22 protein-coding genes and 1 pseudogene are annotated in these 21,040 nt (G+C 63.2%); 18 read left to right on the forward strand and 5 right to left on the reverse strand.

Translation table 11 applies throughout. From position 1 onward, the window contains the following. The first annotated feature begins 275 nt into the window (after positions 1-275). The 5 genes and pseudogenes from AC3ANQ_RS06470 to AC3ANQ_RS06490 all read left to right on the forward strand — a co-directional run. Positions 276-671 carry a tautomerase family protein gene (locus tag AC3ANQ_RS06470; RefSeq protein WP_488304326.1) on the forward strand — a complete coding sequence of 132 codons (396 nt, stop codon included), beginning with the start codon at positions 276-278 and terminating at the stop codon, positions 669-671. A gap of 295 nt (positions 672-966) precedes the next feature. Continuing rightward, entirely contained in the window at positions 967-1,188 is a 222-nt protein-coding gene (locus AC3ANQ_RS06475) for a ribbon-helix-helix domain-containing protein (RefSeq protein WP_488304327.1), read from the forward strand. A gap of 57 nt (positions 1,189-1,245) precedes the next feature. Beyond that, on the forward strand, positions 1,246-1,914 hold the full coding sequence (locus tag AC3ANQ_RS06480; protein ID WP_488304328.1) for a type IV toxin-antitoxin system AbiEi family antitoxin domain-containing protein: 669 nt from the start codon (positions 1,246-1,248) through the stop codon (positions 1,912-1,914). Beyond that, positions 1,907-2,980 (forward strand): nucleotidyl transferase AbiEii/AbiGii toxin family protein, encoded by a 1,074-nt coding sequence (locus AC3ANQ_RS06485; protein ID WP_488304329.1) that lies wholly within the window; start codon positions 1,907-1,909, stop codon positions 2,978-2,980. Before AC3ANQ_RS06480 ends, AC3ANQ_RS06485 begins: the two co-directional genes overlap by 8 nt. 204 nt (positions 2,981-3,184) lie before the next feature. Beyond that, positions 3,185-3,376: pseudogene (locus AC3ANQ_RS06490) on the forward strand (PLP-dependent transferase); the annotation flags it as partial. Between the two features lie 6 nt (positions 3,377-3,382). On the opposite strand, the gene AC3ANQ_RS06495 reads toward AC3ANQ_RS06490, so the two are convergent. Further along, positions 3,383-4,702 (reverse strand): MFS transporter, encoded by a 1,320-nt coding sequence (locus AC3ANQ_RS06495; RefSeq protein ID WP_488304330.1) that lies wholly within the window; start codon positions 4,700-4,702, stop codon positions 3,383-3,385. 65 nt (positions 4,703-4,767) lie between these two features. Here AC3ANQ_RS06495 and AC3ANQ_RS06500 point away from each other — a divergent pair, with 65 nt between their 5' ends. Both AC3ANQ_RS06500 and AC3ANQ_RS06505 read left to right on the forward strand, forming a co-directional pair. Continuing rightward, entirely contained in the window at positions 4,768-5,742 is a 975-nt protein-coding gene (locus tag AC3ANQ_RS06500) for a LysR substrate-binding domain-containing protein (protein ID WP_488304331.1), read from the forward strand. A gap of 34 nt (positions 5,743-5,776) precedes the next feature. Next, the gene (locus tag AC3ANQ_RS06505) at positions 5,777-6,706 is read left to right on the forward strand and encodes an N-acetylglucosamine kinase (protein ID WP_488304332.1); all 930 of its coding nucleotides are present in this window, start codon (positions 5,777-5,779) and stop codon (positions 6,704-6,706) included. Positions 6,707-6,708: 2 nt separating this feature from the next. Here the strand turns inward: AC3ANQ_RS06505 and AC3ANQ_RS06510 are convergent, their stop codons facing one another. Then, positions 6,709-7,752 (reverse strand): pirin family protein, encoded by a 1,044-nt coding sequence (locus tag AC3ANQ_RS06510; protein ID WP_488304333.1) that lies wholly within the window; start codon positions 7,750-7,752, stop codon positions 6,709-6,711. A gap of 50 nt (positions 7,753-7,802) precedes the next feature. Here AC3ANQ_RS06510 and AC3ANQ_RS06515 point away from each other — a divergent pair, with 50 nt between their 5' ends. The 8 genes from AC3ANQ_RS06515 to AC3ANQ_RS06550 all read left to right on the forward strand — a co-directional run bounded on the left by AC3ANQ_RS06515 (position 7,803) and on the right by AC3ANQ_RS06550 (position 14,552). Continuing rightward, on the forward strand, positions 7,803-8,153 hold the full coding sequence (locus AC3ANQ_RS06515) for a beta-galactosidase (protein ID WP_488304334.1): 351 nt from the start codon (positions 7,803-7,805) through the stop codon (positions 8,151-8,153). A gap of 83 nt (positions 8,154-8,236) precedes the next feature. Beyond that, positions 8,237-8,695 carry an NUDIX hydrolase gene (locus AC3ANQ_RS06520; RefSeq protein ID WP_488304335.1) on the forward strand — a complete coding sequence of 153 codons (459 nt, stop codon included), beginning with the start codon at positions 8,237-8,239 and terminating at the stop codon, positions 8,693-8,695. A 136-nt stretch (positions 8,696-8,831) separates the two neighbouring features. Then, positions 8,832-9,917 (forward strand): ABC transporter ATP-binding protein, encoded by a 1,086-nt coding sequence (locus AC3ANQ_RS06525; protein ID WP_488304336.1) that lies wholly within the window; start codon positions 8,832-8,834, stop codon positions 9,915-9,917. After that, positions 9,917-10,627, forward strand: coding sequence for an ABC transporter permease (locus AC3ANQ_RS06530; protein ID WP_488304337.1), 711 nt, complete (start codon positions 9,917-9,919; stop codon positions 10,625-10,627). Before AC3ANQ_RS06525 ends, AC3ANQ_RS06530 begins: the two co-directional genes overlap by 1 nt. Continuing rightward, on the forward strand, positions 10,624-11,370 hold the full coding sequence (locus tag AC3ANQ_RS06535) for an ABC transporter permease (RefSeq protein ID WP_488304338.1): 747 nt from the start codon (positions 10,624-10,626) through the stop codon (positions 11,368-11,370). The genes AC3ANQ_RS06530 and AC3ANQ_RS06535 overlap by 4 nt, the downstream gene beginning before the upstream one ends. Further along, positions 11,367-12,311 (forward strand): ABC transporter substrate-binding protein, encoded by a 945-nt coding sequence (locus tag AC3ANQ_RS06540; RefSeq protein WP_488304339.1) that lies wholly within the window; start codon positions 11,367-11,369, stop codon positions 12,309-12,311. The genes AC3ANQ_RS06535 and AC3ANQ_RS06540 overlap by 4 nt, the downstream gene beginning before the upstream one ends. Before the next feature lie 115 nt (positions 12,312-12,426). After that, entirely contained in the window at positions 12,427-13,647 is a 1,221-nt protein-coding gene (locus AC3ANQ_RS06545) for a pyridoxal phosphate-dependent aminotransferase (protein ID WP_488304340.1), read from the forward strand. A gap of 50 nt (positions 13,648-13,697) precedes the next feature. Beyond that, complete coding sequence (locus tag AC3ANQ_RS06550; RefSeq protein ID WP_488304341.1) at positions 13,698-14,552, forward strand: polyphosphate kinase 2 family protein; 855 nt, start codon at positions 13,698-13,700, stop codon at positions 14,550-14,552. Positions 14,553-14,628: 76 nt separating this feature from the next. Here the strand turns inward: AC3ANQ_RS06550 and AC3ANQ_RS06555 are convergent, their stop codons facing one another. Both AC3ANQ_RS06555 and xseA read right to left on the reverse strand, forming a co-directional pair. Next, positions 14,629-14,871, reverse strand: coding sequence for an exodeoxyribonuclease VII small subunit (locus AC3ANQ_RS06555; RefSeq protein WP_488304342.1), 243 nt, complete (start codon positions 14,869-14,871; stop codon positions 14,629-14,631). 3 nt (positions 14,872-14,874) lie between these two features. Further along, complete coding sequence (gene xseA / locus AC3ANQ_RS06560) at positions 14,875-16,176, reverse strand: exodeoxyribonuclease VII large subunit (RefSeq protein ID WP_488305270.1); 1,302 nt, start codon at positions 16,174-16,176, stop codon at positions 14,875-14,877. Between the two features lie 276 nt (positions 16,177-16,452). On the opposite strand from xseA, the gene AC3ANQ_RS06565 reads away from it, so the two are divergent. Together AC3ANQ_RS06565 and AC3ANQ_RS06570 are read left to right on the forward strand one after the other, a co-directional pair. After that, positions 16,453-17,331, forward strand: coding sequence for a hypothetical protein (locus AC3ANQ_RS06565; protein ID WP_488304343.1), 879 nt, complete (start codon positions 16,453-16,455; stop codon positions 17,329-17,331). Next, entirely contained in the window at positions 17,328-18,413 is a 1,086-nt protein-coding gene (locus tag AC3ANQ_RS06570) for a 4-hydroxy-3-methylbut-2-enyl diphosphate reductase (protein WP_488304344.1), read from the forward strand. The genes AC3ANQ_RS06565 and AC3ANQ_RS06570 overlap by 4 nt, the downstream gene beginning before the upstream one ends. 55 nt (positions 18,414-18,468) lie before the next feature. Here AC3ANQ_RS06570 and AC3ANQ_RS06575 read toward each other — a convergent pair whose 3' ends face one another. Next, positions 18,469-19,707, reverse strand: a complete 1,239-nt coding sequence (locus AC3ANQ_RS06575) for a DNA recombination protein RmuC (protein WP_488304345.1) — start codon at positions 19,705-19,707, stop codon at positions 18,469-18,471. Between the two features lie 122 nt (positions 19,708-19,829). Here AC3ANQ_RS06575 and ychF point away from each other — a divergent pair, with 122 nt between their 5' ends. Next, a complete protein-coding gene (ychF, locus tag AC3ANQ_RS06580) occupies positions 19,830-20,915 on the forward strand; it encodes a redox-regulated ATPase YchF (protein ID WP_234748400.1) in 1,086 nt (361 codons plus the stop codon). Positions 20,916-21,040 lie beyond the last annotated feature (125 nt).

Raw genomic sequence — 21,040 nt, forward strand, 5'->3', positions numbered from 1 at the left:
TCCTCGTCGAATCGGCGGGCCGGCAATCGGCCCGCACTGCGGGGCATCAGGTTCAGAACACAGACCTTGCGCTCCCGCGCGGATAGCGGGGACTTTCCACCCCCACCTAAGAGGAGTCAGTACCAACCAAAACATGACGCGAAAATTCGCAATTCCAAAACCGGACGGAGAACCACTAAAAACGGGAGACGCCGTTTGGACGCGGGTTCCGGAACCGGCTGAGAATGGCCGCCGGCCGCTGCGCCAGCCTCAAGTGGCGACTGGTATTTTGGAGCATGCCTAGTTCACTCGTTGAAGTTCGCTGGTCCTATACCCCGGATGAAGAAGTGGCCATCATGGATGCTGTGCATGCGAGCCTGGTCTCAGCGTTCAGGATCCCGGAAGAAGACCGCTATGTCCGGCTCGTCTCCTACGAACCCCACCGCATGGTCAACGGCCCGGACGCGGGCCGGCAGGATCACTACACCCGCGTCACCATCGATTGTTTCTCCGGCCGCTCCCTCGAGGCGAAACGCACTCTGTATCGCGAGATCGTCGAACGACTCGAAGCACTCGGTATCCCACGAAACGACGTGTCCATCCTCCTGCGGGAGAGCCCGCCCGAGAACTGGGGACTCAACGGCGGGCAAGCAGCCAGTGACTACGACCTCGGCTTCGACATCAACGTGTGATCAAACGAGGTCTGAATAGGCCTTGTCCGGATTGCACGAAATCCCGGGCACTGCCTCCCTGTCCGGTGCCGGATTCCGGCAATGCGTTGTGAACGTCTCTCTTAGGTCATGTACACCTCAACGGGGCCGCTAGGTGTGTATGTAGCGACATCGCTGATGTGGTGCACTGAAGGAGAACGAGCAATGAGCACGAACTACGACGAGCTCGCCGACCGCGCCGAGCGTGGCGAGCTGGCAATCAAGCCGGGCACCGTGCGTCGGTGCTAGCGCTGCGGCCGAGGCGCAGCACCTCCTCATGGAGGCGACCGGCACCACGAGCATCCAGAACCTGACCCGGGTCGTCCTGGGCAGGCCGAACCTGAGCGCCCCGGGCGGAGCCTCGCCCGTGATCCGCGCCCGTGTCCCGGCGTCCCTGAAGAAAGCCGTGGCCGCGATCGCAGCACAGGACCACCGCAAGGAATCCGACGTCGTGCGCGACGCTCTCACCGCCTACGTGGTGAAGCGGAATTCGGACTGACTTTGCACCACTGATTTGAGCTACAACATTTGTATTGATTTTAGTTACAATTGTTGTATGAGTGCGGAGGGGATTGCAGTACTGGGCAGGATCGCGGAACAACGGTGGGGACTGGTCACGACCGTCCAGGCCGGGGATGCCGGGATCTCACGCATGCGGCTTTCACGGCTCGCAGCCGCCGGCGCGGTCATCAGGGTGATGCAGGGCGTCTACCGGATGGCCGGCGCACCAGAGCTTGAGCACGAAGCCATCATCGCCACCTGGCTGGCCCTGGGCGGGGACAAGGCCCCGAAGACACCCGCGGGGGCGCCGGGCCTCGTCGTCGCGGGAATCGACGCGACCCTCCTGCACGGCCTTGGAGACTTCTTTCCCGCAGGACACGACCTCATCTCCCCGGCACGCAAGGGAACCCGGCTGCCCGGCGTCAGAATCAGGATCAGGTCACTCTCTCCTGAGGAAGTGACCTTCGTCGACGCCCTCCCTACACTCACCATCGAACGCACCATCGCCGACCTGGTCGAATCCTGGATGGACAGATCCCTCATCGCCGACGTCGTCCGCGACGCCATCACCCAGGGCCGGCTGGTACGTCCCCGCCGCCTGGTCGATCATCTGTCGCCGCTCGCGGCCGCCAACGGCCATGAGACCGGCGATGGTATGTCCCTTGCTCAGGAACTGTTCGACCTGGCCGGCGTGGAGCCGGCCGGATGGGAGCAGCGTGTCTGAACCAGGCTACAGTTCCTGGACAGCACTGGTCGCGGCGTTCAAGTCGACCGCCGCGAAGTCCCTCAAGGACGGCGGAAGCACCCACGATGTCAATGCCCAGCTGGTCCAGGTGAGGTTCGACAGGTTCCTGTCCCGGGTCTTCGCCGACGGCGCCGACTCCGAATGGATGCTCAAGGGCGGCGGTGCCATGCTGGCCCGGGTGCCCCGGACCAGGGGAACCAAAGACCTTGACCTGGCAGCCAGCGCCACCGACCTCGACGAAGCGCTCCGCGATCTGGAGGAGCGCGCCGCCATTGACCTGGGCGACCATATCCGGTTCGAACTCGCCCGCACCACCGACACTGGGCAGGGAGACAACCAACCCGGGACCCGGACCCGCAGGGCACAGTTCATCGCCTACGACGCAGACACCGGCAAGAAGATCGGGGACATACCAGTGGACGTCGTTGTCGGGCCGGCCCCGGTCGGCCGCCCCGAGGTCGTGGATCCCGTCAACCGCCTCCAACTGCCCCGGCCCCTGATCACCCACCCGTACCGCCTCTACCCCCTGGCCGACCAGATCGCCGAGAAAGTCTGCGCCACCCTCTCCAGTTACGGCGGTGTACCCAGCGGCAGGGCGAAGGACCTGGTTGACCTCGTCGTGATCGCCCGGACGCAACACGTCGACGCGCGCGAGCTCCAGCTCGCAATCGACGCCAAACGGACCTTGTCCCGGATCGGCGACGCCTCCGAGTTCACGATCCCGGAAGGATGGGCCCGGCCCTACCAGGCCCTGGCAAAATCGACGCCTTCAACCGGCGGGATCACCGATGTGACCGAAGCACACGAACTCGTGGCCACGCTCATCAACCCCGCACTGGCAGCCGAACCGGCACCCTCCGGCGTGACCTGGATACCTGGGACAGGATGGCTGCCCGGACCACCGGCAGATCCAGCCGCTCCATCCCGTACAACAGCCGGCAGCAGCGCTGGTGACGTGTGGGTACGTCGGCACGTCCGCAGCGGTTGGCCCGTCAGGGAGCACACCCGATCCTCCAGAGGAACGCCAGGTCCTGCCGGACACTGACCGGGGCAGGACCGGTCAAATCTGCAGTTCGACGCCGGCGGCCTATTCTTGGCCCATGAGCCCATGAGCCCATGAGCCCATGAGCCCATGAGCCCATGAGCCCATGAGCCCATGAGCCCATTCCCCCTTCATCCCGATCCAAGCGGATCCCCTGATCTGCTCTCACCGGATACTGCCGAGCACGCGGAGCGTATTCCAGGCGCGGTCCGGCTCATCACTCACGCGGTGTCGCTGGGTGGAATCGACACGCTCATACAGCACCCCGCCGGTCTGACCCACCGCCCCGTGGCCCCGGAGGCCAAGCCTCAAGCGCGCATGCTCAGGCTTTCGAGCGGCTCGGAAGATCCGTCCGATATCGTCGACGACCTGGTCCAGGCGATCGAGTCCACCCGGTAGGGTCCGCTATCTTCCCTGCCCGGCCGGTTTCATTGAGGGGACGACGACGGCGTCCTCCCGCGCCGGGGAGCGGTGCACGACGGCGGTGATCGCCGCCGTCGTGCACCCCAGGGCGATGACTGCCCAGGCGAGTGCGCTCCACCCGAACGCCTGGAAGGCGAGCCCTCCGGCCCAGCCAATGATGCTGGAACCCAGGTAGTAAGAGAGGTTGTACAAGGAGGCGGCCTGGGCGCGGCCGCTCGTTGCGATGGTGCCGGTCCAGCCCGCTCCGATGCTGTGGGCCGCGAAGAAGCCGCCAGTGAAGACCACCAGGCCTGCCAGGATCGCGGCAACGTTGTCCCACAGGGTGAGTCCGAGGCCCGCCGTCATGGTCGCGATACCGGCGAGCAAGACCGTGCGGCGGCCAAAACGCATGGACAATCCCGCTCCCCAACGGGAGCTCACAGTTCCGGACAAATAGGCCAGGAAGATCAGGCTTACCACGGTGGCTGGCAGCCCGAACGGCTCTGCGTGCAGGCGGAATCCCAGGTAGTTGTAGACAGCCACGAAGCCACCCATCAGCAGGAACGCCTGAACATAGAGGGCGAGCAGCCGTGGATTCGAGGAATGGGCTGCCAAGGTCTTCATCGCACCGCGGAAACCTCCGGCCGAACTAGGGGTGAAGCGCCGCGGCTTCGGGACCAGCAGGAGGAACAGGACGGCTGAGACCGTGGCAAGGATGGAGACCGCAAGGGCAGCAGCCCGCCATCCCCACAACTCGCCGATTGGCCCCGCGAGCAAGCGGCCCGCAAGCCCGCCGAGGGTGGTGCCGGCTACATAGCTTCCAGCAGCCAGCGCGGCGTGCACCTTGTTGACCTCTTCGTTGAGGTACGCGATGGCGATGGCAGGAATGCCGCCCAACGCCATGCCCTCCAGTGCCCTCAGGCCGAGGACAAGTGGAAAGGTGGGGGCCATGGGGACGAGCAGGCCCAGGACAGTGGCCGCCGCAATTCCAATGGCCATGGCACGCACTCGGCCGATCCTGTCGGCCACGAATGACCACGGCAACACCGTCGCCGCGAGTCCAACCGTGGCCAGGGAAATGGTGAGCGCTGCCTCGGCTGCCGTGATGTGGAGCTCATTCGCCAAGAGTGGCAAGACTGCCTGGGTGGAGTAGAGCTGGGCGAACGTAGCGACGGCGGCCAGGGCCAGCCCGGCGAGGATCCGCCGGTACGCAGTGGAGCCCTTCAGGTGGCCTTCCCAGGGGGATTCAGTGATGCTCTTGAATGCTGCGCTTGTGCTCACGTTTTCACAGTACGGCGGCCCGAAGTGATGATTCCAATGCATGATTCAGTTAAGATTGATAGCAGAATTGGATGATTTGCTCGGCTGGCGGCCTGAAGGTGGCAAGTATGCACATTGAACACAAACAATTGGTCCAGCTGCTCCCCATGTTGCCCCTGCTTGCCGAGCTGGGCAGGACGGAACACGTCACCGAGACGGCCGAACTGCTCGGAGTACCCCAATCGACGGTGAGCCGGGCGCTGGCCCGGGCTAGCGCCGTCGTCGGGACCGAACTGCTCATCCGCGAAGGCCGCGGCGTCCGGCTCACCCCCGCCGCAAAGACGCTGCTTCCGTATATCGAATCGGCGCTTGCGGAATTCCAAGCGGGGCTGGACGCGGTCCGCCACGAATCCGACGTTGTCCGCGGCCGAATCGCGGTGACCTTCCAGCACACTTTCGGCGAAGCAACGTTGCCGCTGCTCATGAGCGCGTTCCGCAGCCGGCACCCCTCCACGGCATTCGAACTAAGCCAAGGAGCGCGGGCCGCTTGCCTCGAGTCGCTCATCGCGGGAGACGCCGACTTCGCCTTGACGGCGCCAGTGGCAGCCTCGGGAAGGAGTCTCGGCTCGGCGTCGCTCTACCGGGAGCCCTTGCGGCTGGTGGTCCATCACCGCCATCCGTTGGCCCAGCGGCCCAGTGCGCGGCTTGCCGAGCTCAAGCATGAGCCCTTCGTTTCCATGGGTCCCGGTTTCGGCCTGCGCTCGCTGACCGACGCGATCTTCCGGGATGAGGGTTTTCGCCCGAGGGTTGCTTTCGAGAGCCAGGACTCCCACACCATCCGCGGGCTGGTGTCCGCTGGATTGGGCTACAGCATTCTGCCACCCGGAGGACTGGGGCCAGGACCTCAAGGCGTTCTGGATTCCACGGACCTGGGCTGGGTGGAGGTGTCGCTTGAGTCGGAGCTGGCGTACCGGGAGATTGGGATTGCGTGGCGCGAACGACGCAAGGAACCCGACCCCGTACGTCTTTTCCGTGAGCTGGTGCTCTCGGAAGGCCCCGGGCTCCTCGCGGGACTTGTGAAGGCGCGCTCCGGAAGCCAATAGGATCACGCAGTGCGCCCGCGCTACGCTTTTGGACGTGGAAACTGCAGATAGCGCGACCCCCCGACCCGACGACGCATCGGTCCCGGCTGCGGTCATCGGCCTGGACATTGGTGGCACGAAGACCCGCGGGGTGCGGTTTGAGGACGGTAGACCGGTCCGCGACGAAAGTACGGGCAGCTCCAACGTCCAAAACGTGAGCCGGGAGGTGGCGGCCGCAAACCTCGCGGAGCTCTTCGCCATGATCGGGGGCGGCCATGTGGACCGTGTCCTTGCCGGTGCTGGCGGAATCGACACCGACGCCGATGCCCGCGCCCTCGCCGACTTGATTGAGCCGCATGTTCCGGGCGCACAGGTCACGGTGGTCCACGATTCCCGCCTGCTGCTGGCGGCAGGCGGGGCAAACACTGGAGTGGCCGTCATTGCGGGGACTGGTTCCGCCGCCTGGGGAAAGAACGCCGACGGGGAAGAAGCCCGTGCCGGCGGCTGGGGCTTTCTCCTGGGCGATGAGGGCAGTGGTTATTGGCTGGGCCGGGAGGCGGTGCGGCACAGCCTTCGGCGGATGAACAAAGGGTTGGAGCCCGATGGCCTCACAGTGGCCCTCCTGGAATCCTGCGGGGTGGACGACCCCAATAAGCTCATTGCCTTGTTCCATTCGGAGGACACGGATAGGCGGTACTGGGCCCAGCGGGCGGCTGCCGTGGTGGAGACCGCCCGCGAAGGGCTTGAGATCAGCCGCCTCCTGCTGGACCAAGCAGGACGGGATCTCGCGGAACTTGCGGCGCAGGCCGTTCGGCAACTTGGCCTCCATGGACCGGTGATCCTAGGCGGCGGGCTCGGCATGAATGTAGAGCCCTTGCAGTCCGCTTTCCGGGCAGGCTTGGCTGCGCACGGAATCACGGATGTTCGGGTTCTGGACCAAGAACCGGTGTTCGGCGTGCTGCAGATCCTGGCCGAACAGGCCTAGGCCTACTCCACGGGCCTGTTCCGTGTCCTCGGCTTGAGCTGGACTCCCGGCATGGGCGGTGCGGGAATTCGCCCGGCCTCTGCACCGGCGTCGGGCCCATGGCCATTGATCAAGCCGAACCGCGCTGCGCTGGCATCGTCGTCGCCCAGGAGCGCCTGGGCTTCCCAGTCCTCGCGCGCTTGCTCCACTTCTTCATGCGTCCTGCCCACGAAGTTCCACCACATGAGGATGTCTTCTTCGAAGGGTTCGCCACCCAGGAGCATGAAGCGGGTTCCGGGGGTTGCCTCGAGGCGGAGCGATTCCCGGCCGGTCCCGAGGAAGGCCAGGGGGCCGGAGTCAACTGTTTGGCCTTCGATCACCGCGGAGCCGTCCAAAACCAGGATCGCGTGTTCGAAGACCGGGTTCAGCGGTAGTTCCGCGGCGCCCGAGGCCGAGACTTCGGCGCCGACAATCGGGCTGTACATGATGGCGGGGGAGCGCTGCCCGGCGAATTCGCCGACGAGCACGGTGGCCCTGAAACTGTCGGTCGCGACCACAGGCAGATCGACGATCTGCTGGAACGACGGCGCCCGGTGCCTTACGGCGTCCGGCAAGGCAACCCACAACTGCAGGCCGCGGGACAGCGGCAGGAGGGCGCCGCCGTCGGGCGCGTTCAGGTGAAGTCCCGCCGGCAGGACGGCGAACTCGGAATGCGAAATGCCGCGGCCGGCGGTCATGATGTTCAACTGCCCGGGACGGACTACGACGTCGCTTCCCACACTGTCGCGGTGCCGCACCTCGCCCAGGAGCGGCCACGTGACTGTTTGCAATCCCATGTGCGGGTGGGGGAGGACGCTCATCGCCACGCGATCCGGGCCGAAGCTATCAAGGAAGCACCACGCGCCCACGGTCGGGAGGCCACGCTGGGGAAGCGTGCGGGAGACCGTCATATTTCGGACGCCGCCCAAGGGAACGTTGCGGGATGGCCAAAGCTGCACACAAGGTCCTTGGCCGGGGTGACCGGCAGGGCAGACTTCCTGGGACGGGGCCGTTTCCAAGTTGGTCACGATACAACTCCATGTGCTGAAATGTTACAAAATGTACTATTCTGTTTCGCGTGAACAACGCCGTTTTGAGCTACCACGACGCCGTCCTTTTCCGTTCCGGGGAACGCTACCGCATCCTTGCCGGAGCCATCCATTACTTCCGTGCACACCCGGACCACTGGCAGGACCGGTTGCGCAAGCTCAAAGCCATGGGTGCCAACACCGTGGACACCTATGTGGCCTGGAACTTCCACCAGCCTAGTCCCGATATTGCACCGGATTTCTTTGTCTGGATCAACGGGTTCCTCCTTGGTCGGTACTGGTGCACTGGACCCCAGCAGACGCTTTACGTTCCGGCGCCGCTCATCCGTGCAGGCAGCAACACCATCAAAGTGGTTGAACTTGAAAGCCCGGTACCGTGATGGAACTTCGTGAAAGGGCCGATCTTGGCGCAACCGACAACTCGGAGATCGCGGCGGCGTTGTTGCCCGCTTAGGCTGGCTCCATGAGCATCCAGTTCGACACCCGCCCGGCCGCATATGGAGTTGTCATCCGTGACGGAGCAATCCTTCTCGCCTATTGGAAGCAAGACGGCAAAGAAGGCTGGACCCTTCCCGGCGGAGGCCTGGACTTGGGGGAGCATCCGGTGGATGGTTGCCGCCGCGAGATCCAGGAGGAAACCGGGTACGACGCCGAGATCGGAGCGATGCTCGGCATCGACGTCGGGCACTGGCCGGGCGAGGAGCGCCTGGACGGATCGGACCGTGATTTCCAAGCGATCCGCCTGGTCTACGAGGCCAACATCGCCGGTGGCGAACTGACCCACGAGATAGACGGCAGCACAACGCATGCTGCATGGGTTCCGTTGGACAAAGTGCCCGGACTAAACCGTGTTTCCCTGGTGGATATCGGCCTCCGTTTGCACAGTGAACGGCCCCTCAACGGAAAACTCCCGACGTCCTGAGCATTGCCGATTCATTACGGTCTTCGCGCCTGCGCTGACATCGTCGGTGGTGCTGGCTAGGCTGTAGAAACATCACGTCACTGTTGATTCATTTCCATCGTTGATATTGCAGCCCAACAGTTAGGTAAGCGCGGGAATGGCTGAAGCCATGATTGAGTTCCAGAGCGTCACCAAGCAGTATCAGGGCGGGCAACCCGCTGTTGACGGATTGAGCATGTCCATCGACAAAGGTGCCATCACCGTGTTCGTCGGGCCGTCGGGCTGCGGGAAGACCACTTCCCTCCGGATGATCAACCGCATGGTGGAGCCTACGTCGGGCACCATCACCGTGGCTGGCAAGGATGTTTCGAACGAACCCGCCGCCCAGTTGCGTCGCTCCATGGGCTACGTCATGCAGTCCTCAGGGCTCATGCCACACCGTTCGGTGCTGGACAATATCGGCACTGTTCCAAGGCTCAATGGTGTTTCCAAGGCGGCGGCCCGCAAACGCGCGGAAGAATTGCTCGACGTCGTCGGGCTGGCCTCCGCACTCGGCAAGCGGTATCCGTCCCAACTGTCCGGCGGCCAGCAGCAGCGCGTCGGGGTGGCACGCGCGCTCGCGGCGGACCCGCCGGTATTGCTGATGGATGAGCCGTTCAGCGCGGTGGACCCCGTAGTTCGTGACGAACTCCAACAGGAACTCCTCCGGCTTCAGCGCGAACTGGCCAAGACCATCGTCTTCGTCACCCACGACATTGACGAGGCCACCGTCCTGGGCGACAAGGTTGCCGTCTTCGCCGTCGGGGGCAAACTGGCGCAATATGCGGCGCCGGAAGAGATCCTCCGCGCCCCTGCCAACGATTTCGTGGCCTCTTTCGTTGGCCGCGACAGGGGATTCAGGCATTTGGCCTTCAATGCCGCCGATGCCGTGCCGGTGCATCCGGTCAAGACCGTGGAAGCGCCGCAGCTCGCCGCGGGCAGCAGCGAATGGGCATTAGTGCTCGACGGCGACTCCCGGCCCATGGGATGGGCCTCGCCCCGTGACGGTGCCGGGCTGATACCCGGAGGTTCCTTGTTCCGGCGCGGCGACACGCTCCGCCGAGCGCTGGATGCCGCCTTGTCCTCGCCGTCGGGCTTGGGCGTGGTTGTCGACGACGACGGCAGGCTCGCCGGTGTCCTCAAAGCCGAGGAAGTCCTGGCGCTGATCGAAGAAACCCGGCACAACCGGGAGGACGCCCCCTGATGGAATGGTTCCTGGCGAACAGCGGGATGGTCTTCGAGCGGGCCGGCGAGCACCTTGTCCTGGCTTTGATTCCCATGGTTCTCGGCCTGCTCATTGCCGTGCCACTGGGTCAGTTGGCTCGGAGGAACCGAACGCTCAGGACTGTGGTCACCACCGGAAGTTCCCTGCTGTACACCATTCCTTCGCTGGCGCTTTTCATCATTCTGCCGCCGATCCTGAACACCCGGATCCTTGATCCGCTCAACGTGGTGGTTGCCCTCACCATCTATGCCGTTGCCTTGTTGGTAAGGGCGGCCATGGACGCCTTCGATTCCGTGGACGATGACCTCCGGATGGCGGCAGTTTCCATGGGTTTCAAGCCGACCGCACGGTTCCTGCAGATCGACCTGCCCCTCTCCTTGCCGGTGCTCTTCGCGGGCCTGCGCGTGGTCTCCGTCAGCAATATCTCCCTGGTCAGCGTGGCCGCGCTCCTGGGGGTCGGAAATCTGGGAATGTTGTTTACCGACGGCCTGCAGCGCACGTTCGTGACTGAGGTAGTGGTCGGCATCATCGCCATTCTCATGCTGGCCCTCGTCATGGACACGTTCCTTGTCCTGCTGGAGAAGGTGCTGACCCCCTGGACGCGGGCCAGTGCCGTAACCGCCAAGCAAGAAACCAAGGCAGGGCTTGCCATCGCGGAAACCCGGATCCACGCGGAGGCGGCCCGATGAGCAACATCTTCCTGGACACGCTCGCGTGGCTCACGGATCCGGTTCACTGGTCGGGAAGCAGCGGAATCGCCACCAGGCTCCTGGAACACCTGCAGTATTCCGCGTTGGTCCTGGCGATTGCCGCGGCCATCGCCGTACCGGTTGGCCTCTTCATCGGCCACACCGGACATGGGCGCGTCGTCGCCGTGGCCTTCGCCGGTGCCTTGCGGGCCCTCCCCACCCTCGGCCTGCTCGTCTTGTTTGCACTGTTGGCCGGAAGCGGACTCATGCCGCCCGTCTGGGCGCTCGTCATCCTGACGGTGCCGCCTCTCCTGGCCGGGACCTACGCCGGGATTTCCAGCGTTGATCCAACGGTGGTTGACGGGGCCCGGGCCATGGGCATGACAGAACTGCAGATCTTGTTCCGTGTAGAGCTGCCCAACGGACTTCAGGTCATGTTCGGTGGCATCCGCACGGCGGTCCTACAGGTCATCGCAACGGTTTCTGTGGTGGCGTACCTTCCGCTGGGAGGCCTGGGGCGTTATCTTTTTGACGGATTGGTCCTCCAGGACTTCCCCCGCATGCTCGGCGGGTCACTGCTCATCGCGGCGTTGGCAATCGCCGTCGACCTCATTCTGGCCATGGCGCAGAGGATTCTCCGCCCGCCCGGACTTTCCATCGATTCCAACGGCGGCCACAAGGCCGCCGGAGATCTCGCAGCCGCCGCACCAGCAGGGGCTGCCGTTCAAGGAGGTACCGCATGAAGCAACCTGTCACCCTGACCCGCCGCGGGCTCGGCGGCCTGGCGGCCGGAGTCGGCATTGCGCTTGCACTGAGCGCATGTGGCGGCAGCCCGCTGTCCAGCCCGTCCACCAACGCTCCCTCCGGTGCCGGCGGCTCGCTCACTGTGGGCTCGGCAGATTTCCCCGAGAGCCAGGTCATCGCCGAAATCTACGCCGGTGCACTGAACGCCGCGGGCGTCACCGCCACCACCAAACCCAATATCGGATCGCGCGAGATCTACTTCAAGGCAGTCCAGGACGGTTCGATCGATCTCGCCCCGGACTATTCCGGCAACCTGCTGTCCTACTTGGACGCGAACGCTACCCAGGTCTCGGCAGATGACGTCTTCAAGGCGCTGCCCGGAAAGCTTCCGCAGGGATTGGGAGTGCTGGACGCTGCCAAGGCCGAGGACAAGGACGCCATGGTGGTAACCAAGGCCACGGCAGAGAAGTACCAGCTCAAGTCCATCGATGACCTCGCCAAGGTCTGCAAAGATCTCACGATGGCGGCGCCGGCAACTTTTGAGACGCGTGCCTACGGTTTCCCGGGTCTCAAAACCAACTACAACTGCGTGCTCAAGGCCCTGAAGCCGTTCAGCGATGGCGGCGGCAACCTGACATTGCAGGCGCTGCTGTCCAACGACGTTCAGGTTGCGGACATCTACACCACCACTCCGTCCATCCAGGACAACGCACTGGTGGTGTTGGATGATCCCAAGAACAACTTCAAGGCCCAGCAGGTCCTCCCGCTGTACAACAAGGCCAAGATGACGGACAAGGCGAAGGACGCCCTCAACGCCGTGTCCAAGATCCTGACCACGGACGACCTCATCAATCTCAACCGCGCAGTCAGCGGCAACCAGAAGCAGAACCCCAAGGACGCCGCAGCCGCATGGCTCAAGGACAAGGGGATCGTGAAGTAACCTTCACGAGAAATGCTCGACGGCGGCGAGGAACCCTGGGGGGCCTCGCCGCCGTCGTCGCTGATGTGAGTGATGTCTCAACTGAAGTACATCCCCGGTATGGCATATTTGATGAATGGCAGAATTCAAGCAGTCCACCAAGCTTCATAATGTCCTTTACGACATCCGTGGACCGATTCTTCAGGCCGCCCAGCAGATGGAGGCAGAGGGTCACCGCATCCTCAAACTGAATATCGGAAACCCGGCACCGTTCGGATTTGAAGCGCCGGACGCGATTTTGGTGGACATGATCCGCCACCTGCCCCATGCCCAGGGATACAGCGATTCGCGCGGTATTTTCTCGGCCCGCACCGCCGTCTCGCAGTACTACCAGACCCGCGGCATCCAAAACATCCATGTTGACGACATCTACCTTGGCAACGGCGTCAGCGAGCTCATCACCATGTCGCTCATGGCTTTGCTGGAAGTGGGTGACGAGATCCTCATCCCCACTCCGGACTACCCGCTCTGGACCGCCTCGGTGGCATTGGCCGGTGGCCGCCCTGTCCACTATCTGTGCGACGAAGAATCGGGCTGGCAGCCCGACCTTGAGGACATGGAATCCAAGATCACGCCTCAAACCAAGGGCATCGTGGTCATCAACCCCAACAACCCCACGGGTGCGGTGTACCCGGAGGAGACCCTCAAGAAGATCGTGGCCTTGGCTGAAAAGCATGGCCTGGTGGTGTTCGCGGATGAGATCTACGAGAAAATCCTCTACGAAGACGCTGTCCACGTGAATCTTGCCGGGCTCGCCGGCGACGACGTCTTGTGCCTGACGTTCAGCGGACTGTCCAAGGCATACCGGGTGTGTGGCTACCGTGCCGGTTGGATGGCCATCTCCGGTCCCAAGAAGGACGCCGCAGACTACCTCGAGGGCATCAACCTGCTGGCCAACATGCGTTTGTGCGCCAACGTGCCGGCACAGCATGCCATCCAGACCGCGCTGGGGGGCCACCAGAGCATCAATGACTTGATCCTGCCCGGCGGTAGACTCCTCGAGCAGCGGAACAAAGCCTACGATCTGCTCAACGCGATCCCCGGTGTCAGCACGCAGCAGGCCAGGGGTGCCCTTTACCTGTTCCCGAAGCTTGATCCCGAGGTCTATCACATCCGTGACGACGAGAAATTCGTCCTTGACCTGCTCAAGGAACAAAAGATCCTCGTCTCACACGGCCGGGCCTTCAACTGGGTGCGTCCGGACCATTTCCGCATGGTGACCCTGCCAAACCTCAAGGACATTGAAGAAGCGATTGGGCGCATGGCGGACTTCCTCGGGCGGTACCAAGGCAACTAGCCTGTTGTGCAAGCCGCGACGAAATGCGGCCGGACCAGAGGGGACGTCGCATGGCCGGGACCAAGGAGTTCACGAAGCAGGTGTCTACCGTCTTGAAGGCCGGGCCGGGATTTTCGCTGGATGCAGTAGACCCCGAATCGACACCCGGCTACAAGGGGAAGAAGGCTGACGGCGTCGCTTTGCTGGCAGCCCAGGATGGTCGTTTGGATGTCCTGCAGGAGATGCTCTTTGCCGAGGGAAAATTTGGCAGCCCCAAACGGGTGCTGTTGATCCTCCAAGCCATGGATACTGCCGGCAAGGGCGGGATTGTTGAGCATGTCGTGGGATCGATGGATCCGCAGGGAGTAAAGGTTGCCCCGTTTAAGGCGCCGACTGATGAAGAGAAGGCCCACGATTTCCTCTGGCGGATCGAGAAGGCCTTGCCCCCCGCCGGATTCGTCGGGGTTTTTGACCGATCCCACTACGAGGACGTGCTGATACACCGAGTGCACGGTTGGGCCAATGAAGCTGAACTGGAACGGCGCTATGCGGCGATCAACGAGTTCGAGGCACGCCTCGCCGAGCAGGGCACTGCGATCGTCAAGGTCATGCTCAACATCAGCCGCGATGAACAAAAAGCGCGCCTGCTGGCACGATTGGATGACCCGTCCAAGCACTGGAAGTACAACACGAGCGATCTCAAGGAACGTGCGTTTTGGGATTCCTATATGGACGCCTATCAGCTGGTCTTCGAGAAGACATCAACCGAGGTGGCGCCCTGGTATGTGGTTCCGGCGAACAAGAAGTGGTTTGCGAGGATCGCTGTCCAGGAGCTTCTACTCGAGGCCCTCGGGAAGCTGGACCTGAGCTGGCCGAAAGCCGACTTTGACGTGCCGGCCGAGCGGGCTCTGGCCGTCCAATCCTAGGATGCCGGTGTCATGTGCGTCTTAGCCACTTTGCATCAGCGCGTGATGCTCAGCGCCCGGCCGTCGCAAATCTTCGCTATTCCTCGCTCTTGCTTCGGGCGGCGGCTAGCCTCCTGCGGGCACCTTCCAACCACTCTTCACAGCGCTTGGCCAGCGCCTCGCCGCGTTCCCACAGAGCGAGTGATTCCTCAAGGCTTGCTCCGCCAGCTTCAAGGCGGCCAACCACGCCCATGAGTTGCTCGCGGGCTTCCTCGTAACTTAGGGCGTCCAGGTTCTCATCCGAGGCTTTGGCCTCAGGGGAGGAGTTCTCTGCTGTCATCTCTTAATCCTCGTTCTGCTGTTGGCTGCTTGGGTGTCCGGAAGCTCCGGAAGACACGGCTGAGAGGCGGCCTTCCGCCAACCGCAGGGTCAGCTCGGTTCCGTCCGGGGCTTGGTCAGGGCTCCGGACAACATCGTGGCCGATGCCGTCCGCTCCTGTCACTTGGACCACCGCATAGCCGCGGTCCAGTGTTTTTTGCGGGGACAATGCCCTTACCTGAGCGCGGAGGTGGTGCATCTGGTCGAGTGCGCGGACGACGGCGGAGCTAACGGCCGTGTGCGCGTGTTTCCGGAGTCGATCGACGTCCTCTGCCCTTGCTGTGACCATTGCCTCAGGGGAAGCGAGCACGGGGCGTGACCTCAACGCGTGGAGGCGGTCCGTTTCGCGGTCCACCAATCGCCCCACGCTACGGTGCAGTTGCTCTCGCGCCTGCCGGACCCTCGCCAATTCCTCGGCGACGTCCGGCACGATCCTCTTCGCGGCGTCTGTGGGCGTGGACGCCCGCAGATCCGCGACGTCGTCCAATATAGGGTGGTCGGCCTCATGGCCAATTGCGCTGACCACAGGGGTATCCGCGGCAGATACAGCCCGTACCAGTTCCTCGTTGCTGAAGGGAAGCAGATCCTCCAACGCTCCGCCGCCGCGGGCGATCACGATCACATCGACGTGGGGATCGGCGTCGAGTTCCCTAAGGGCAGCCAGGATCTGAGTGACCGCGGTGACCCCTTGGACAGCGACCTCGCGGATGGCGAATTCCACGGCTGGCCAGCGAAGGGCCGCGTTGCGCAGCACGTCTTTCTTGGCATCCGAATCGCGGCCTGTGATCAGTCCGATCCGGTGGGGAAGCAGAGGCAGCCGTTTCTTCCGCGACTCTGAAAACAAACCTTCGGCGCCGAGGGCCTGGCGCAGGCGCTCGATCCTCGCGAGGAGATCGCCGAGGCCAACAGGGCGGATGTCCTTGATCGACATGTTGAGCCGGCCGGTCTTAAGCCAGAATTCGGGTTTCACCAAGGCGACGACGCGTGAGCCACGCTCCAATGGCACCTTCTGGCGGTCCAGAACGTTGGACCACAGCGATGCGGGCAAAGAGATTTCAGCGTCGGTGTCCCGCAACGTCACAAAAGCGCTGCCACCACGGCGGTTGAGTTCGATGACTTGGCCTTCGATCCACGCCGCCGGGGCCCGCTCTATGTGCGTTTTGAGCTTGCGGGACAGCAGTTGCAATGGCCAAGGATTGTCCGGCGTGGTCTCCGACGCCGTGGCCGGCAGTGTCGACTCTGCGTCGGGAGACTCGGCAGTTGGCAACGGCTGCGGGGTGCCGCCGGGTACGGCATCATAGGACACGCGGGTAGCCTCCTCCTGGTGGCTGGTGCATGGTTCCGTCCTCGCTGGTACTTTGCTAAAGGGGTGCCGGAAGCACTGCTGCTATCAGTGCTACTGAAATTTGCTACCGAAAAGATTTTGCTACCGAAAAGACGGTGGCAGGCTTCCAACTCTATCCATACCTTGTAGCACGCATGACCGACATTTACTGGTCGTCGCCCCGACTGGGCATGCTGTACTCCAAACCTGAGGAATCCATTGCGCACGTTCGTCTCTGCAATCGCAGTGATCTTTGCCCTCCTGCTCACAGGAATCGCCGTCCCCATGGCCTGGACGGACGCCAACATCGTCCGGGAAGAAGGGTTCGTGGGGCTCACTGCTTCGCTCGGCAAGGACCAGGCGTTCCAGGCCCGCCTGGCGGCTACCGCCGTCGGAAGCCTTGAATCCAAAGTCAACCTACCGCCGTCGGTGGAACAACTCGGTGCCTCGCTCCTAAAAAACGCTGCCTCGTCCATGTCCACCTGGCCGGAATACCCCCAAGCCTGGAATGAAACCGTCCGCCGGAGCCACCAGCTGAATTTTGCCGGCAGTGCCGGTTCGGCGAACTCAGGTGCGCTGACGTCCCTGGTGCTCGACGTCGGACCCCTCGCCAAGCTCGCGGCAGACCGCCTGCGAGCAACAACCGGCCTCCCCATAACGCCCCCGGATTCGATCCAGATCAGCATCGGAGGTCCGGGCCAACGCCAGCAGGTAGACACAATCTCCGCGTACGCGCCGATGTGGTGGATCCCCGCCTTGGGCGCCATCCTGTTGTTGGCCTTGGCTCTGTTGGCTGCCAGGCGCAGGGGAGCGGTTGTCTTGTTCGCCGGACTTGGTTTGGCCGCACTCGCAGGACTGTGGCAAGTGGCCGCCACAGTCTTGAAAGGCGCAGGTGATGCAGGATTGGGCGGCACGGCCACCGGGGGACAGTTCGCTCGCGAGTTGGTGACCGCATCAGTCGACAACTTCAGTGGCTGGATCGTCGTCGCCGGGATTGCCGGGGGAGTCCTTGCGCTTCTCGGTCTGCTCGTAGTGATCCTTGCGCCCAAAGCCAGGCCGAGCGTGCGGGCGAACGCTGCCGGTAGCATGGAGGCATGACCAGCTCAGCAGTTTCCATTCCGATGCCCTCTGTCCCGCGTAGGCGTCGGACGCCGGAAGAGGTGCTGGCCGCCGCCCCGGTATCCGGCCCCAAACGTGTCCTGCTCGCGGCTCCGCGCGGCTACTGCGCAGGAGTCGACCGCGCAGTCATTGCGGTGGAGAAGGCACTGGAACACTATGGTCCGCCCGTGTACGTACGCAAGCAGATTGTCCATAATGTACACGTCGTCACATCGCTGGAGGACAAGGGTGCCATCTTCGTCGACGAGACGGATGAAGTACCCGAAGGCGCCCTGGTGATCTTCTCCGCCCATGGAGTGTCCCCGGCAGTAGTGCAGTCGGCCGAAGACCGTGGCCTGCGCACCATCGATGCCACCTGCCCCCTTGTCACGAAGGTGCACCGCGAAGCCGTCCGCTTCGCCAAGGAAGACTACGACATTCTCCTCATTGGCCATGACGGTCACGAGGAAGTGGAAGGCACGGCCGGCGAAGCTCCGGACCACATCCAGATCATCAACGGACCGCACGAAGTGGACAAGGTGACCGTGCGCAATCCGGAGAAGACCATCTGGCTTTCACAGACCACCCTGAGCGTGGACGAGACCATGGAGACGGTCCGGATGCTCAAGGAACGGTTCCCCACGTTGCAGGATCCGCCCAGCGATGACATTTGCTATGCCACTACCAACCGCCAAGTGGCCATCAAGAAGATTGCCCCGCAGGCGGACCTGGTGATCGTGGTGGGATCTGCAAATTCTTCCAACTCCGTGCGGCTTGTCGAAGTGGCGCTTGAGTATGGCGCCAAGGCCTCCTACCGGGTCGATTTCGCGAACGAGGTTGACGAAAGCTGGTTCGAGGGCGTTGCCACAATTGGCTTGACCTCGGGCGCTTCCGTTCCCGAAGTCCTGGTCCAGGACGTCCTCCGCTTGCTGGCCGACTATGGCTATGGTGCTGTTGAAGAAGTGGTGACAGCGGAAGAAGACTTGCTGTTCTCCCTGCCGAAGGAACTGCGCGCCACCCTCAAAGAGGCCGGAGACGTTACGCGCGCCCTGGGCGGACGCGGGAACCGCCCAACGTCGTAGTCCGGTCCGGCACTGGGTGCCGGCCCGGATGGCTACCAGGCCGATCTAGGCCGTCCTAGGCCGCGGATTCTCCTTCGATCAGTTCGGGTGCTGCAAGGGTCCGCGGCACTGCTTCCACGGCGGGCGGTGACACCAGTCCGTCGGTGTCCATGGAATTGAGTTTCCGTGCCGTCGGCAAGACGCGTGCTTCGAGAGTTCCGACGAGCGCGTTGTAGCGATCCACCGAGGTCTTCAACGAAGAACCTAGCTTGCCCACGTTGTCGCCGAGAGTCCCCATGCGTTCGTACAGCTGCCGGGCGAGCTCGAAGAGTTCCCGGGCGTTGTCCGTCAAAACGTCTTGGCGCCAGGTGAAGGCTACGGATTTAAGAACCGCCAACAATGTGCCGGGGGACGCGAGCACTACGTTCCGGGACAAGGCGTGATCCAAGAGTGCAGGGTCCGCTTCGAGTGCGGCGGCCAGGATGGATTCCGCGGGAAGGAAGCAGATCACCAGCTCGGGCGAATTGCCGGGGATGTCCCAATACTTTTTGGACCCCAGGGCATCCACATGGGACTTGAGTGCCTTCGCATGAGCCAGCAGCAAGGCCTCTGTGCTAGTTCCTCCCGACTGCATGCCATGGCCGTCCGTCTGCGTCCAATTGCCTGCCGAGAGTCCTGTGCTGCCCTGCTCTTGGGCGGCGAGGTAGGACGCCAGCGGAACTTTGGCATCAACCACCAACTGCTTTCCCCCGGGCAGCTGGACAACCAGGTCAGGCCGGACGGCGTTGTCCACGGAAGCGGAATGCACCTGTTCGTGGAAATCGACGTGCCGTAGCATGCCCGCGGCTTCCACCACCCGGCGCAGTTGGACTTCGCCCCACTGCCCCCTCGCACTGTTGGACCGCAGCGCGGAGGCCAGGGCGTGGGTGGAGCGCAGGAGCTGCTCATCGGACAAGCGGGCTTCCTGGAGCTGCTGGGCAAGCTGGCCGTACTGCTCCAAACGATCCCTTTCCAGAAGCGAGACCTGTTGCTGGACGGCCGTCAGTTTCTCGGCAACGGGGGCAAGGGCACGCAACACACTGCCGTCCTGGTTCCTGGACTCGTTCAGTTCGCGGTTCTGCGACGACAGAAGGCGCCGTTCGGCGTCGGCGGCTGCAAACTGGGCGTTCACCGTGGCAAGCCGCTCCGAGACGGCGTCGAAATCTTCTTCAAGGGCGACGTTCCGGCGCCGAAACAGGACGAACCCTGCGACTATGCCGGCGGCGGCACCGAGAAGAAGCATCAACAACGCGAGTATCACTGCAAAACCATCCATGTCACCAACCTTGGCACAGGGGTACGACAAAATAGGGAAGGGGGCTCACGGCACCCGGGACTGCGGTCCTCGGTTCTTCTCGGCAAACGGACAACGGGCCTCAGCGGGTAGAATCAATGCTCGTGGCTCTTACTATTGGCATCGTCGGACTGCCCAACGTCGGCAAATCAACCCTTTTCAACGCACTGACCCGCAACCAGGTGCTGGCCGCGAACTACCCGTTCGCCACCATCGAGCCAAACGTCGGCGTCGTCAACCTCCCGGACCCGCGTCTGCAGAAGCTGGCGGAGGTCTTCGGATCGCAGCGCCTCCTGCCCGCCGTCGTCTCGTTCGTTGACATCGCAGGAATCGTCAAGGGCGCCTCCGAAGGCGAAGGGCTGGGCAACAAGTTCCTTGCGAACATCCGCGAAGCAGAAGCCATCGCCCAGGTCATCCGTGTCTTCGACGACCCCGACGTTGTCCACGTCGACGGCAAAGTTGATCCTCGCTCGGACATCGAGACGATCAACACCGAACTGATCCTGGCCGATCTCCAGACGATCGAAAAGGCCATTCCCCGGATCGAAAAAGAAGTCAAGATCAAGAAGCGGGAAGCCGCGGAACTCGCTGCAATCCTGGCTGCCCAGGCCGTGTTGGAACGTGGCGACACGATCTTCTCGTCGGTCAAGAGCGACAAGCTTGAGATGGAGCACCTCAAGGAGCTCAGCCTCCTCACGGCCAAGCCCTTCATCTACGTCTTCAACTCGGATGAAGGAATCCTGGGCAACCCGGAAAAGCAAGAGGAGCTGCGCGCCATGGTGGCGCCGGCGGACTGCATTTTCCTTGACGCCAAACTGGAATCCGATCTCGTCGAACTCGACGAGGAAGAAGCCCGCGAGATGCTCGAGATGAATGGCCAGGACGAATCCGGCCTCGACCAGTTGGCACGGGTCGGTTTCCACACGCTCGGGCTGCAGACCTACCTCACTGCCGGTCCCAAGGAAGCCCGCGCCTGGACCATCCACCGAGGCGACACCGCCCCCCAGGCCGCAGGAGTCATCCACACGGATTTCCAGCGCGGATTCATCAAGGCCGAAGTTGTCTCCTTCGATGACCTCATCGCCGCCGGTTCCATGGCAGAGGCCAAATCCCGCGGCAAAGTCCGCATTGAAGGCAAGGAATACGTCATGGCCGACGGCGACGTGGTGGAGTTTAGATTTAACGTCTAACCTCACTTCGCGCCGCGGCCAGAGTCGCGCGGAAGGGGCTCGGCGCAGCGGTAGGTTCGGGACAGTCAGCGACCGGTAGGCCGCTGACCGTCCCGAGGAGTGCAGTAGTGAATGAACCGTGGCTT

Source organism: Arthrobacter sp. DMZ02-1R (assembly GCF_057747935.1).